This is a genomic window from Rhizobium altiplani (assembly GCF_001542405.1).
In the GTDB taxonomy this organism is placed as follows: Bacteria; Pseudomonadota; Alphaproteobacteria; order Rhizobiales; family Rhizobiaceae; genus Rhizobium; species Rhizobium altiplani.
On record NZ_LNCD01000011.1, the window covers coordinates 54,724 to 68,606 of the forward strand.

At 61.6% G+C, this 13,883-nt stretch carries 12 protein-coding genes and 1 pseudogene; all 13 read left to right on the forward strand.

Annotation, left to right across the window (positions count from 1 at the left end):
• Positions 1-22: 22 nt before the first annotated feature.
• The 13 genes and pseudogenes from AS026_RS02340 (at position 23) to AS026_RS39070 (ending at position 13,871) form a co-directional block, all read left to right on the forward strand.
• The gene (locus AS026_RS02340; RefSeq protein WP_062368547.1) at positions 23-331 is read left to right on the forward strand and encodes a hypothetical protein; all 309 of its coding nucleotides are present in this window, start codon (positions 23-25) and stop codon (positions 329-331) included.
• 38 nt (positions 332-369) lie between these two features.
• Positions 370-2,514 (forward strand): peptidase domain-containing ABC transporter, encoded by a 2,145-nt coding sequence (locus tag AS026_RS02345; protein WP_062368548.1) that lies wholly within the window; start codon positions 370-372, stop codon positions 2,512-2,514.
• Positions 2,511-3,917, forward strand: a complete 1,407-nt coding sequence (locus AS026_RS02350) for an HlyD family type I secretion periplasmic adaptor subunit (protein ID WP_062368549.1) — start codon at positions 2,511-2,513, stop codon at positions 3,915-3,917. The genes AS026_RS02345 and AS026_RS02350 overlap by 4 nt, the downstream gene beginning before the upstream one ends.
• 116 nt (positions 3,918-4,033) lie before the next feature.
• The gene (gene paaX / locus AS026_RS02355) at positions 4,034-4,927 is read left to right on the forward strand and encodes a phenylacetic acid degradation operon negative regulatory protein PaaX (RefSeq protein ID WP_062368550.1); all 894 of its coding nucleotides are present in this window, start codon (positions 4,034-4,036) and stop codon (positions 4,925-4,927) included.
• Positions 4,928-5,119: 192 nt separating this feature from the next.
• Complete coding sequence (gene pcaF, locus AS026_RS02360; RefSeq protein ID WP_062368551.1) at positions 5,120-6,325, forward strand: 3-oxoadipyl-CoA thiolase; 1,206 nt, start codon at positions 5,120-5,122, stop codon at positions 6,323-6,325.
• Positions 6,326-6,350: 25 nt separating this feature from the next.
• On the forward strand, positions 6,351-7,355 hold the full coding sequence (paaA, locus tag AS026_RS02365) for a 1,2-phenylacetyl-CoA epoxidase subunit PaaA (RefSeq protein WP_062368552.1): 1,005 nt from the start codon (positions 6,351-6,353) through the stop codon (positions 7,353-7,355).
• A gap of 103 nt (positions 7,356-7,458) precedes the next feature.
• Positions 7,459-7,743, forward strand: a complete 285-nt coding sequence (paaB, locus tag AS026_RS02370; protein ID WP_062368553.1) for a 1,2-phenylacetyl-CoA epoxidase subunit PaaB — start codon at positions 7,459-7,461, stop codon at positions 7,741-7,743.
• Positions 7,743-8,522, forward strand: a complete 780-nt coding sequence (paaC, locus tag AS026_RS02375) for a 1,2-phenylacetyl-CoA epoxidase subunit PaaC (RefSeq protein ID WP_062368554.1) — start codon at positions 7,743-7,745, stop codon at positions 8,520-8,522. Before paaB ends, paaC begins: the two co-directional genes overlap by 1 nt.
• Positions 8,523-8,537: 15 nt before the next feature.
• The gene (gene paaD / locus AS026_RS02380) at positions 8,538-9,062 is read left to right on the forward strand and encodes a 1,2-phenylacetyl-CoA epoxidase subunit PaaD (RefSeq protein WP_062368555.1); all 525 of its coding nucleotides are present in this window, start codon (positions 8,538-8,540) and stop codon (positions 9,060-9,062) included.
• A gap of 25 nt (positions 9,063-9,087) precedes the next feature.
• Positions 9,088-10,164 carry a 1,2-phenylacetyl-CoA epoxidase subunit PaaE gene (gene paaE / locus AS026_RS02385; protein ID WP_062368556.1) on the forward strand — a complete coding sequence of 359 codons (1,077 nt, stop codon included), beginning with the start codon at positions 9,088-9,090 and terminating at the stop codon, positions 10,162-10,164.
• A gap of 27 nt (positions 10,165-10,191) precedes the next feature.
• A complete protein-coding gene (locus tag AS026_RS02390; RefSeq protein WP_062368557.1) occupies positions 10,192-10,947 on the forward strand; it encodes a Phenylacetic acid catabolic protein in 756 nt (251 codons plus the stop codon).
• A 16-nt stretch (positions 10,948-10,963) separates the two neighbouring features.
• Positions 10,964-13,021, forward strand: a complete 2,058-nt coding sequence (gene paaZ / locus AS026_RS02395; RefSeq protein ID WP_062368558.1) for a phenylacetic acid degradation bifunctional protein PaaZ — start codon at positions 10,964-10,966, stop codon at positions 13,019-13,021.
• A gap of 86 nt (positions 13,022-13,107) precedes the next feature.
• A pseudogene (locus tag AS026_RS39070) lies at positions 13,108-13,871 on the forward strand (IS5 family transposase).
• Positions 13,872-13,883 lie beyond the last annotated feature (12 nt).

The window sequence follows — 13,883 nt, forward strand, 5'->3', positions numbered from 1 at the left end:
TCATCAAAACGAGGAGACGACAATGAGCAATGAACTCTATGCAGACGGAATTGGCGAAATCACTGTCACCGGCACCATCGTGCGCATCGATCTGATGTCGCTGTCGGCCACCGAGCGCGATCAGAACAACAACCCGAAACCGGTCTTCCGCCAGCGCATCATCATGCCGGTCGACGCTTTCGCGAATGCCGTCGACCTGATGCAGAAGGCCCTTGGTGGATTGGTCGAAGCCGGTGCTGTGCGCCGGATCAACGATCTGCCATCAAGCCCGAAGGCTGAAATCATCCAGCCATCGGGTAGCTCGGCAAACGCATCGCCGAACTTCAACTGACCAACGCCACTTCTTCAACCCAGACACCCGGGTGGGCCATGAGTACGTTTTTGCACACCAATCTACACTGCCTTGCTCTCGTTGCACGCCATCACGGCGTCGATCTGTCGCCCGAGCGCCTGCAGCACGACTATGCAGTCGACGAACGCCCGGTCGAAATCCGGCAGTTGCTGCGCATGGCCAAGGATGCCGGACTGCGCGCAAGGCAGATCAAGCTCTCCTGGGCATCGCTGCTCCAGTTGGGCGAAGCCTTCCCGGTTCTGGCGGAACTCGACAACGGCAACTGGGTCGTCATTGCCGGCCCGGCCATGGGTGAGGAAGAGGCAAAGATCAGGGTTCTCGACCCGCTGGCCGAGCGCCCTGACTTCATTCTCCTGAACCAGGAGCAGTTCATCAAGACCTGGTGTGGATCTGTGGTGATGATGAAGCGGAACTTCGGCATCAATGATGCCGACCAGCCCTTCGGCTTCCGCTGGTTCATTCCTGAGATCATCAAGCAGCGCAGTTTCTTCCGCGATGTCGCCCTTGCCGCCATCGTTCTTTATGGCCTTGGCCTGATGACGCCGATCTTCTTCCAGCTCGTCATCGACAAGGTGCTGGTCCATCAAAGTTATGCAACGCTGACGGTGCTGACCATCGGCATCGCCATTGCGCTTGTCTTCGATGCGGCCTTCAGCTTCCTGCGCCGCTACCTGTTGCTCTATGCCACGAACAGGATCGATATCCGCATTGCGACCCGCACCTTCGGTCATCTGCTCAATCTTCCCATTGCCTTGTTCGAGCAGGCATCGGCAGGCGTCCTCGTCAAGCATATGCAGCAGACGGGCAGGATCCGCGAGTTTCTGACCGGCCGCCTGTTTCTGACGCTTCTCGACGGCGTCTCGCTGCTGGTCTTCATCCCGATCCTGCTTCTCTACAGCGTCAAGCTGACGCTCGTCGTCATCGGCTTTGCCGCCCTTGTCGGCCTCGTCGTCATGCTGCTTGTCGGCCCCTTCCAGCGCCGTCTTCAGGCACTCTACAAGGCCGAAGGCGACCGACAGGCCTTGCTCGTCGAAACCGTCCACGGCATGCGAACCGTCAAGTCGCTGGCGCTTGAACCCCGCCAGCGTCGCGCCTGGGACGACTATTCGGCGCAATCGATCTCCGTCCGGTTCCGGGTCGAGAAGATCTCGACGGCCGCTCAATCGATGACCGGACTTCTCGAGAAGCTGATGAGTGTCGCCATCATCGGCCTTGGCGCGCTCGATGTCTTCAACGGCGCGATGACGATTGGTGCGCTGGTCGCATTCAACATGCTGGCTGGTCGCGTGTCTGGCCCGCTTGTCCAGATCGTGACGATGGTACACGAGTACCAGGAAGTTGCGCTTTCGGTGCGCATGCTCGGCGAGATCATGAACCAGCGCCCGGAACAGGCCGGTCGCGGTCGTGGCATCCGCCCGCACCTTCGAGGCAACATCGAGTTCGACAAGGTGACGTTCCGCTACGGGCCGGACGGCCCGCCAGCGCTCGACAACGTCTCCTTCAGCATTCCAGCCGGCTCCGTCTTCGGTGTCGTTGGCAAGAGCGGTTCGGGCAAGACGACGATCACCAGGCTGATCCAGGGTCTCTATCAGAACCAGCAGGGCATCGTGCGGATGGACGGCTATGACAGCCGAGAGATCGACCTCGTGCATCTGAGGACGAGTACGGGTGTCGTGCTGCAGGACAATTTCCTCTTCCGCGGCACCGTTCGCGAAAACATCGCGGCGGCAAAGCCCGATGCAAGCATCGAGGAAATCATGGAAGCGGCACGCATTGCGGGCGCCGAGGAGTTCATCGAGCGGCTTCCGCGTGGGTTCGACACGATGCTGGAAGAAAACGCCTCGAACCTGTCTGGCGGTCAGAAGCAGCGTCTGGCAATCGCCAGAGCACTTATCACCGACCCGAAACTCTTGATCCTCGACGAGGCCACCAGCGCGCTCGACCCTGACAGCGAGACGATCATTCGTCAGAACCTCAGCCAGATTGCCGCAGGAAGAACGGTGGTCATCGTGTCTCACCGGCTCTCCACGCTCGTCGACGCCGATGCCATTCTCGTCGTCGAACGCGGCAAGATCGCCGATATCGGCAGGCACGATCAGCTGGTCACACGCTGCATGACATACCGTCACCTTTGGTCACAGCAGATGAGGCAGGTAGCATGAACGCGCGCGCTCAAAAGCCAGGAGAGAACCTGCCTGTTCCAACGACCGCCCCGGTCACGCAGCCAGCCCTCAGGCGCTCGCTGCCATCAGCGATTGCGGAGTTCCAGTCGGATGCCGTGGAGCTTGAGGAGCGCGCTCCGCCAAGGGTCGCCCGCATGACGCTCTACGGCATCACCGCCCTGATTGCGGCGGCAATCACCTGGGCGTCGGTGTCTTCGATCGACGAGGTCGTCATTGCCCCCGGCAAACTGATCACGACCGAGCCGACCATCGTCGTGCAGCCGCTCGAAACATCGATCATCCGCACGATCAATGTGACCGCCGGCGAGATCGTACAGAAGGGCCAGGTGCTTGCCACACTTGACGCGACGTTCAGCCAGGCCGACGCCGATCAGCAGCGGGCAAAATTTGTTGCACTCGACGCCCAGGTGAAGCGTCTGGAAGCCGAGCTTGCCGGTGCGGACTACACCCAGACGGCGGGCGGATCGCGCGACGAACTGCTTCAGATGCAGCTGTTCGGGCAGCGCCGCGCCTATTACATGGCACAGTTGCAGAACTACGATCAGCAGATCGCGGCCCAGGCAGCGACGATTGCTTCAAGCCGAAACCAGGAGGCCGTCCTCACCAATCGACGCGAAACGCTGTCCCAGATCGAGGGTGCCAGGGAGCGGCTTTATAATCGCGAGAGCGGATCCCTGATAACGCTTCTGGGGTCGCGTGACGCCCGCCTTGACGTCGAGACCAGTCTTTCGGCCGTCCAGGGCAGGGCCGATGAGGCCGAGCATACCTTCGCCAAGCTCAAGGCAGACCGACAGGCATTTATCGAAGACTTCAGGCGCGCAGCCATGGAGCAGCTCGTCGACCTGCGCAGCCAGCGCGACACTGCGGCCGAAGAACTGAAGAAGATGGAGCTTCGCCGCGACATGGTGGTCCTGTCGGCACCGGCTGATGCCGTCGTGCTTGACCTTGCGGCGCGCTCCGTCGGCTCCGTCGTTCGGGAGGCAGAGCCGATCTTGACGCTTGTTCCGCTGAACGTCCCGCTTGAGGCAGAGGTCAACGTCAATACGCGTGACATCGGTCGCATCACGGCGGGTAAGGATGCACGGATCAAATTTGACGCCTATCCGTTCCAGAAGTTCGGCACGGCATCCGGAGCGGTCAGGACGGTGAGCCGTGACGCTTTCACCCCATCCCAGCAGGAGGCAGCCACCCAGTCGCCAGCGCCTTACTTCAAGGCACGCATACCGCTTGCAGATCCAAGGCTGAAAGGCTCGGACGAGCCCGTGCGACTGCTTCCCGGCATGACCGTTTCAGCCGAGATCATGGTGGGGCGTCGCACCGTCATCTCCTACTTCCTCTATCCCATCTTGCGAGGGCTCGACAGCGCAATCAGAGAACCCTGATCCGGTCTCCCTGGAGGCGGATGCGTGATGGCTCCGCCTCAGCGCCTCGCGTCCAGCGGGGATGCAGCGGCCGAGACAATGTGTTAGTCGCACTCTCACCATCCAGGGAGGAATCGGTGACGGCAGCGACCAATCCGGCAGATGCTCTTGCAAGCGAGTTGATACGACGCATTCTGGATGAAAGCCCGCTGAAGGCAGCGAGCTTCATCGTGACCATCTACGGTGACGTCGTCGAGCCGCGCGGCGGCATTGCCTGGATCGGCAACCTGATCGAGACCTGCGCGGACGTCGGCATCAGCGAGACGCTGGTGCGCACCGCCGTCTCCCGGCTCGTCGCCGCAGGCCAGCTTACGGGAGAAAGAGAGGGACGGCGCAGCTATTACCGGCTGTCACGGTCGGCCGGCAGCGAGTTCGCGGCGGCGGCCCGCGTGCTGTTTTCTGCGCCCGAGGATAGCGGATGGCAGTTCGTTCATGTAACGGGGCCAGCGGTCGAAGACGCCATGCAGGCGCTCAAGCGCGCTGGCCACGCGCGTCTCAATGACCGCCTGGCGGTCGGCCCTGCAAGGGCGGTGACCGCGACAGTGCCTGCCCTGGTTTTCCGCGCAGAACCGCCACAAGATCCAAAAGCCCTGCAAGAATTCACCTCCGAGTACTGGGATCTGACAGTGCATGCGGAAGCGTATGCGGTTTTTCTGGCGCAGTTCGGCGCTCTGCTCAGCCCGGCTGCCTCCGTCAGTTTTTCGCCTTCCATGGCGCTGACCATCCGCCTCCTCCTGGTGCATCGCTTCCGCGCCGTTCATCTACACGATCCGAGATTGCCCTCAGGCGCACTCCCCGACGATTGGCCGGGAAAGGCAGCGCGGCAGCTGTTTGCGCGGGCCTACAGGCAACTTTCTCCGGCCGCTGATGCCCACGTGGCCCGCACCTTCGTCACGGCTTCCGGGCCTTTGCCCGCATCGACCGCAGCGACGGACCTGCGCCTGGAGATGCTGGCCGGCGAGGCTTTCTAGCAATCTCGCGATCAGCTTTTAGGCCGGCGGCGCGGCTTTCGTGCTAAGGTTTTTCCTGCAGAATATTAAATATCACAAACTTTCCACAAAAATGCATTGCTCTGTGACATATCGCGTGCTAATAACATGACCGATCGGTCGGTTAATCAATACTGAATTGGTCGGCTTTGCGAGAGCAGGAGGAAATCGCGCATGTCGGAAGCATTCATCTGTGATGCCGTTCGCACACCCATCGGTCGCTATGGCGGCGCGCTGGCGACGGTTCGCGCAGACGATCTGGCCGCCCTCCCCCTCACAGCGCTGATGGAACGCAATCCTGACGTCGACTGGAGCAAGGTCGATGATCTGATCTACGGCTGCGCCAACCAGGCGGGCGAAGACAATCGCAATGTCGGTCGCATGGCCGTGCTGTTGTCGGGCATGCCGATCAGTGTCCCTGCAACAACCGTCAACCGCCTGTGCGGCTCCGGCATGGATGCCGTCGGCATGGCGGCAAGAGCAATCCGCGCCGGCGACTGTGACCTCGTGATTGCCGGTGGCGTTGAAAGCATGAGCCGGGCGCCTTTCGTCATGCCGAAGGCAGACAGCGCCTTTTCCCGCGCCAACGCCATCTACGACACGACGATCGGCTGGCGCTTCGTCAATCCGAAGATGAAGGCAGGCTTTGGCGTCGATTCGATGCCTCAGACGGCCGACAATGTGGCAGCCGATTTTGGCGTCAGCCGCACCGACCAGGACGCTTTCGCGGTCCGCAGCCAGGCCCGCTGGGCGGCTGCCCAGGAGGCTGGCCTCTTCGCGGACGAACTGGTCGCCGTCAAGGTCGCGCAAAAGAAGGGCGACCCCATCATTGTCGATCGCGACGAGCACCCGCGTCCAGGCACGACGATCGACCAGCTTTCCAGACTGAAGGGCGTCAATGGCCCTGATCTCAGTGTTACGGCCGGCAATGCATCGGGCGTCAATGACGGTGCAGCCGCTCTTGTCGTTGCCAGCGAAGCGGCCGCGAAGGCACAAGGCCTGACGCCGAAGGCGCGTATCGTGGCAATGGCGGCAGCCGGCGTCGAACCGCGCATCATGGGCATCGGCCCGGCACCGGCCGCGCGGCGGGTGCTCGAGCGTGCCGGTCTTTCGATCGGCCAGATGGATGTGATCGAGTTGAACGAGGCTTTTGCCGCCCAGGCGCTCGCCGTGTTGCGCGATCTGGACCTCCCCGATGATGCGCCCCATGTCAATCCGAATGGCGGCGCCATCGCGATGGGCCACCCGCTCGGCATGAGCGGTGCCCGGCTGGTCACGACGGCAACCTACCAATTGCATCGCCAGGGCGGTCGCTACGCGCTTTGCACCATGTGCATCGGCGTCGGCCAGGGCATCGCGATCATTCTCGAGCGCGTCTGACGCGCCAAGGCAAAGGAGACGAACCATGTACGCACAGATGGTCAAGACCGACAGCGCCCGCGTCAAGACGCTCGATGAAATGGATCCGATCGAACGCGCCTTCCAGGAGCGCATCGACGCCGGCCAGAAGATCGAGCCGAAGGAATGGATGCCGGAAGGCTATCGCAAGACGCTGATGCGCCAGATCAGCCAGCATGCGCATTCCGAAATCGTCGGCCAGCTTCCCGAAGGCAACTGGATCACCCGTGCCCCGACGCTCGAGCGCAAGGCGATCCTGCTCGCCAAGGTTCAGGACGAGGCCGGACATGGGCTTTACCTCTACTGTGCGGCCGAAACGCTCGGCATCAGCCGGGACGAGATGTACGAGCAGCTGCACAGTGGCAAGGCGAAGTACTCCTCGATCTTCAACTACCCGACGCTGAGCTGGGCCGACATCGGTGCCATCGGCTGGCTGGTCGATGGCGCGGCGATCATGAACCAGGTGCCGCTGCAACGCTGTTCCTACGGGCCCTACGCCCGCGCCATGGTCCGCATCTGCAAGGAAGAAAGCTTCCATCAGCGCCAGGGGTTCGACATCCTGATGAAGATGGTCAAGGGCACGCCCGCCCAGAAGGAAATGGTCCAGGACGCCTTGAACCGCTGGTGGTGGCCATCGCTGATGATGTTTGGCCCGTCAGACGACGCATCCGTGCATTCGGCCCAGTCCATGTCCTGGAAGATCAAGCAGAATTCGAATGACGAGCTGCGTCAGAAGTTCGTCGACCAGACAGTGCCGCAGGCGGAATATCTCGGCCTGACGGTTCCGGACCCGGATCTGAAGTGGAACGAGGAAAAGGGCGGTTACGACTTCGGCGAACCTGACTGGACCGAGTTCTTCGCCGTCATCGCCGGCAACGGTCCGTGCAACGCCGAACGCCTCGGCGCCCGGCAGAAGGCATGGAACGACGGCGCCTGGTTCCGGGATGGTCTCGTTGCCCACGCCGAGAAGATGACATCGCGTCGCGCAGCTCAGCGCACCGCAGCCGAATAATGCGTCCGGACGCCTCGGCGTCCGCTCCAAGCAGTCGCAAGTCTTAACAATACGCGATTTCCGGGCCACGGCCCGTGAGAGACGCGAGACGGGAGAAATGTCCATGTCCAGCGAATGGCCTCTTTGGGAAGTCTTCATCCGCGGCCAGCACGGCCTCAATCACCGGCATGTCGGCAGCCTGCATGCGCCCGATGCCGAAATGGCCGTCAACAACGCACGTGATGTCTACACCCGCCGAAACGAAGGCGTGAGCATCTGGGTGGTGCGCTCGAGCGACATCGCCGCCAGCGCGCCTTCCGACAAGGGACCGCTCTTTGATCCTTCGAATTCGAAGGTCTATCGTCATCCGACGTTCTTCGACGTTCCCGAAGAAGTGGGGCATATGTGATGAGCGCTGCCTCCAACACGGCCGTCAGCCAGACGGCACTTTTCGAATTTCTGACACGCATGGGCGACAATGCGCTGATCCTTGGTCATCGCGTTTCCGAATGGTGCGGGCATTCACCGGCGCTCGAGGAAGATATTGCGCTTTCCAACACCGCGCTCGATCTGATCGGCCAGACACAACTCTGGCTCGGTCTTGCTGGCGAAGTTGAAGGCCGGGGCCGCAGTGCCGACAATCTCGCCTATCTGCGTGATGCGCGCGACCTCCGCAACGTGCTCCTGGTCGAGCGTCCGAATGGCGATTTTGGCAAGACGCTGATGCGTCAGTTTCTGTTCGACGCCTGGCATTTCCTGATGCTGAAGGCGCTTTGCGGTTCGACCGACAAGCGTATTGCCGAGATTGCGGAAAAGGCCTCGAAGGAAGTTGCCTATCACCTCGATCGCAGCCGCGATCTGATCATCCGCCTTGGCGACGGTACCGCCGAAAGCCATCGGCGCATGCAGGAAGCGCTTGACGATCTCTGGGCCTATAGCGGCGAACTCTTCATCGGCGACGCGTTGGACGCGGAGCTTGTCGCTGCCGGCATTGCACCGGAACCGGAAAGCCTGAAGCCCGGCTGGGATGAGCTTGTCGGCGAGGCCCTGTCCGAGGCAACGCTCAAGAAGCCTTCCGATGGCTTCATGCACAAGGGCGGCAAGCGCGGCCTTCATACCGAACATATGGGCTTCATACTGGCCGATCTGCAATTCCTGCAGCGCGCTTATCCGGGCGCGACCTGGTAACGGAAGGAGGCGGTCATGACGGCCGTAACTTTGCCTTCGACATCAGACGTCTGGCAGTGGCTTGCAGAGGTTCCGGATCCCGAGATCCCGGTGATCTCCCTGGTCGATCTCGGCATCATCAGGGATGTCGCCTTCGATGACGACACGCTGGTTGTGACGGTAACGCCGACCTATTCGGGCTGTCCGGCAACCGCGATCATCAATCTCGATATCGAGCGGGCGCTGCATGAGAAGGGCATCGAAAAGCTGCGGCTGGAACGCCAGCTTTCGCCGGCCTGGACGACGGACTGGATCAGCGCCGAAGGTCGCGAAAAGCTCAGGGCCTATGGCATTGCGCCGCCTGTCGATGGCACCGCGATCGACGGGATCCTGCGCCAGCGCGTCGATCGGCTCTCCGGCCGCTCCAATCTGACGATCGCCTGTCCGCGCTGCGGATCGGCAAACACCGAAAAGATCAGCCAGTTCGGCTCGACGCCCTGCAAGGCGAGCTATCGCTGCACCGACTGTCTGGAACCATTCGATTATTTCAAGTGCATCTGACCCTTTGCCTAGTGAGGTCCGCAATATGGCACGTTTCCATTCCCTTCAGGTCACCGACGTCAAGCGCGAGACGCGCGATGCCGTGGTCGTCACCCTTGCTCCGCTGGACGAGGACCGCGGTGCGTTCGATTTCACGCAGGGCCAGTATCTGACGTTTCGCCGCCAGTTCGATGGCGAGGAACTCCGCCGCTCCTACTCGATCTGTGCCGGGCGTGACGAAGGTATCTTGAGGGTCGGCATCAAGCGGGTCGACGGCGGCTGCTTTTCGACCTGGGCCAATGAAGAGCTCAAGATTGGCGATACGATGGAAGCGATGCCGCCGATGGGCGCGTTCTTCACGGCAATCGAGCCCGAGATTTCCAAGAGCTACATCGGCTTTGCAGCCGGCAGCGGCATCACGCCGGTGCTCTCCATCATCAAGACCACCTTGGCGCGTGAGCCCCATTCGCGCTTCACGCTCGTCTACGCAAACCGGCAGATCAGCTCGATCATGTTCCGCGAGGAGCTGGACGATCTGAAGAACAGCTACCTCGGTCGCCTGTCCATCCTGCACGTGCTGGAAAGCGAAGCCCAGGATATCGACCTCTTCACGGGGCGCATTGATACCGAAAAGTGCGCAGCATTGTTCAGGCACTGGATCGACCTGAAATCCGTCGACACCGCTTTCATCTGCGGTCCGGAACCGATGATGTTGACGATCGCCGCTGCCCTTCGCGACCACGGGATGCGCGAAGAGCAGATCAAGTTCGAGCTCTTTGCGTCCTCGCAGCCAGGCCGGGCGCGACGAAAGAGCGAAAGCGCTGCCTTGGCGGATCGCGACGCCGCGTGCGAGGCAACTGTCACCCTCGACGGTGCAACGCGTGTCTTCAAGATGCCGAAGCAGGGGCAAACCCTGCTCGAAGCCGCGCTCGAGAACAATATGGACGCGCCCTACGCCTGCAAGGCAGGTGTCTGTTCCACGTGTCGGGCCAGGGTGATCGAGGGCGAGACCGAGATGGAGGTCAACCATGCGCTCGAGGATTACGAAGTGCGCCAGGGCTATGTTCTGACCTGCCAATGTTATCCGCTGAGCGACCGGGTCGTGGTCAGCTACGACCAATAAGGCGCGAAAGCGAGGGAGGAATAGCCAATGTCCGATACGATGCCGATCGAGGAATACCTGCTGAAGGGTGGCGTGCTGACGTCGCCTGACAATGTGACCCCACGCTATCGCGGCGAGCTTTTGCGCCTGATGGCAAGTTTCGTCGATAGCGAGCTTGCGGGTGCAGCCGGCTTTGCCGACACGATCAACGATGCGCCAGGCATCAAGGAGCGCATCGCCTCTGCCAAGATCGTGCTTGAAAAAACCGACCATGCCGGTCGGGTCCTCGAGATCATGGGCAGCTTTGGCGCCGACACCGGCCGTTACGCCGTCCATCATCCCTGGGACGCCCGGCTGGAGCGCGACGCCGATATCGGTGCGGCGCGTCAGGGTGGCGACATGCGTCTTTCGGTCTTCCACTATCCCCTGCATGGCTGGATCGACGCGGTGGTCATGAACGTGCTGATGGGTATCGCAAGCACCATCCAGCTGCGCGAACTTGCCCGCGTTTCCTACCAGCCACTTGCCGAAGTGTTCCGCGCCATTCTACCCAGCGAGGCGCATCACACCGAACTCGGCATCGAGGGACTGAAGAAAATTGCCGAAACGGAAGACGGAGCAACGGCAGCGCGCAAGGCAATCGCCTATTGGCGCCCGCGCGTTGCGGCAAGCTTCGGGCTCTCCGGCTCGGCGCGCTACGAAACTCTGGCTCGCTTCGGCCTTCGCCACACACCCAACGAGACGCTGCTATCCGAATGGCAGGCGACCGTTGATGCGCAGCTTGCTGCGCGCAATCTGAACTGACCGGAAGGATAAGACGATGAACGTCCTGGTAAACCCGCCGCGCCGCCTCGAAAGCTATGTTTATGGCCGCTGGGTTCCCGGCACGAAGGATGGCGCCGAACTCCTCGACGCTTCGACAGGCGTACCGGTTGCATTGATCGATTCCACCGGCGTCGACTTTGCCGCATCTCTGGCCTACGGCCGCAAGAAGGCTGGCCCGGCCCTGCGTCGCATGTCGTTTCATGAGCGTGCCGCCATGCTGAAGGCACTTGGCCAGGCGCTGATGGAGAGGAAGGAAGAATTCTACGCCCTTTCGTCGGCAACCGGTGCGACCAAGGCAGACAGCTGGGTCGATATCGATGGCGGCATTGGCACTCTCTTGTCCTATGCCTCAAAGGGACGGCGCGAGTTGCCGAATACGCGCGTGCTTGTCGATGGCGACGTGGAAAACCTGTCGCGCGACGGCACGTTTGCCGCCCGGCACATCCTGTCGCCGCTGCAGGGCGTCGCCATTCACATCAATGCCTTCAACTTTCCGGTCTGGGGCATGCTGGAAAAGCTGGCGCCGACCCTGCTTGCTGGCATGCCGGCTATCGTCAAGCCGGCGAGCCAGACGGCCTATCTGACCGAACTGGTCGTGCGCCGCATGGTCGAGACGGGCCTGATTCCCGAAGGCGCCGTGCAACTTGTCTGCGGTTCCGTCGGCGATCTCCTTGATCATGTCGACGGACAGGATGCCGTCACCTTTACCGGTTCGGCCTGGACCGGCCGCAAGCTGAAGACACATCCGGCGATCATCGAGAATTCGGTCCGCTTCACCATGGAGGCCGACAGTCTCAATGCCTCTGTCCTCGGTCTCGACGCGGCCCCTGGCACCGAGGAGTTCGACCTTTTCGTCAAGGAAGTCTCCCGCGAGATGACAGCGAAGGCCGGCCAGAAGTGCACGGCGATCCGTCGCGTCATCGCACCGCGCGCCTATTGCGACGCTCTTGTCGCCGCTCTTGGCGATCGTCTTGGCAAGACGGCGCTCGGCAATGCGACCGATGAAAACGTCCGCATGGGCCCGCTCGCAAGCCTTGCCCAGCGCGACGAGGTCCGCGCCCGCATCCGCGATCTTCTTGCCGATGCCGAGATCGTTGCCGGTGATCCGGACAATCCCCGCGTCGTCTCCGGAGACGCTGAGGCCGGCGCCTTCCTCAATCCAGTGCTGCTATACTGCGACAAGCCCTGGGACGCCCGGGCTGTTCACGACGTCGAAGCCTTCGGCCCGGTCAGCACGGTCATGCCCTATGACAGCGCCGAGGAGGCTGTCGACCTTGCCCGCCGCGGCAAGGGAAGCCTGGTATCGTCGGTCTTCACCAATGATCCGGCCTTTGCCGAAGAGGTTGTTCTCGGCATGGCGCCCTTCCACGGCCGCGTGCTGATCGGCAACCGCGTCAGCGCCAAGACCTCGACCGGCCATGGCTCACCGCTGCCAGGTCTCGTGCATGGCGGTCCGGGACGTGCCGGCGGCGGCGAGGAGTTGGGCGGACTTCGTGGGGTCAAGCATTACATGCAGCGCACCGCGGTCCAGGGCTCGCCAACGCTTCTTTCGGCGGTCACCGGCCGCTGGGTTGCGGATGCCGAGGTGCGCAAGGACGGTGAACATCCCTTCCGCAAGTCGCTCGCCGAACTTCAAATCGGCGACCAGCTTGTCACCGGAACCCGCACCGTCACGCTTGAGGATATCGAGCACTTCGCCAACTTCACCGGCGACACCTTCTACGCCCATATGGACGAGGAAGCCGCCCGCGCCAATCCGTTCTTCGATGGGCGCGTTGCCCATGGCTACCTGATCGTCTCATTTGCTGCCGGCCTCTTCGTCGACCCGGCCCCCGGCCCGGTTCTCGCCAATTACGGCGTCGACAACCTGCGCTTCCTCACGCCGGTCAATCCGGGCGATACGTTGCAGGTGAAATTGACATGCAAGGAGATCAATCCGCGCATCGGCGCCGAGCACGGCGAAGTGCGCTGGGACTGCAATGTGACCAACCAGAACGGTGCGACGGTCGCCCAATACGATGTTTTGACGATGGTCGCCAAGACAAGAGACTAAGACAAGGGACTACAGCGTAAACTCATAAAATTTCTTGGCATTTATCGACCGGCGTGATTCAAGGCTTCGAAATAGGGAAGCATTTGATGACACGTCGTCGCTACGAACTGACTGACCACGAATGGTCGATTATATCGCCGTTGTTACCCAACAAGCCACGCGGCGTTGCCCGCGTTGATGATCGGCGGGTACTGAATGGCATCCTCTGGCGGTTTCGAACGGGCTCGCCTTGGGCGGAAGTTCCGGAACGCTATGGCCCGCCGACGACCTGTTACAACCGCTTCGTCCGCTGGCGCAAAGCCGGGGTATGGGATCGGCTTCTTGAAGCGGTGTCCAAGGCCTACGATGGCGACATCGTCATGATCGACTCGACCTGTGTCCGCGTTCACCAGCACGCGGCCACGGGAAAAAAAGGGATGGAGACGATGGTGGCATGGGACGTTCCCGCGGCGGCCTTACGAGCAAAATCCATGCGCTCGTCGATGCCGAAGGTCGCCCGGTCAATCTGCGTCTGACTGGTGGACAGATCGCCGATTGTGCCGAAGCCGACGCGCTGACGGATGAGCTTGGCGAGGGGGACATCCTGCTGGCCGACAAGGGTTATGACACGAATGCCATACGGGCAAAGGCCGCCGAGAGAAAGGCCTGGGCCAACATCCCGCCGAAGAGTAATCGCAAGGGCTCTTTCGTATTTTCGCGCTGGGTCTATCGGCAACGTAATCTCGTGGAACGGTTCTTCAACAGGATCAAGCAGTTCCGAGGCATCGCAACCCGATATGACAAGCGCCCGGAAAACTACCTCGCCGCTGTAAAGCTCGTCGCAACAAGAATATGGTGCCAGAGTTTATGAGTCGACGCCGTA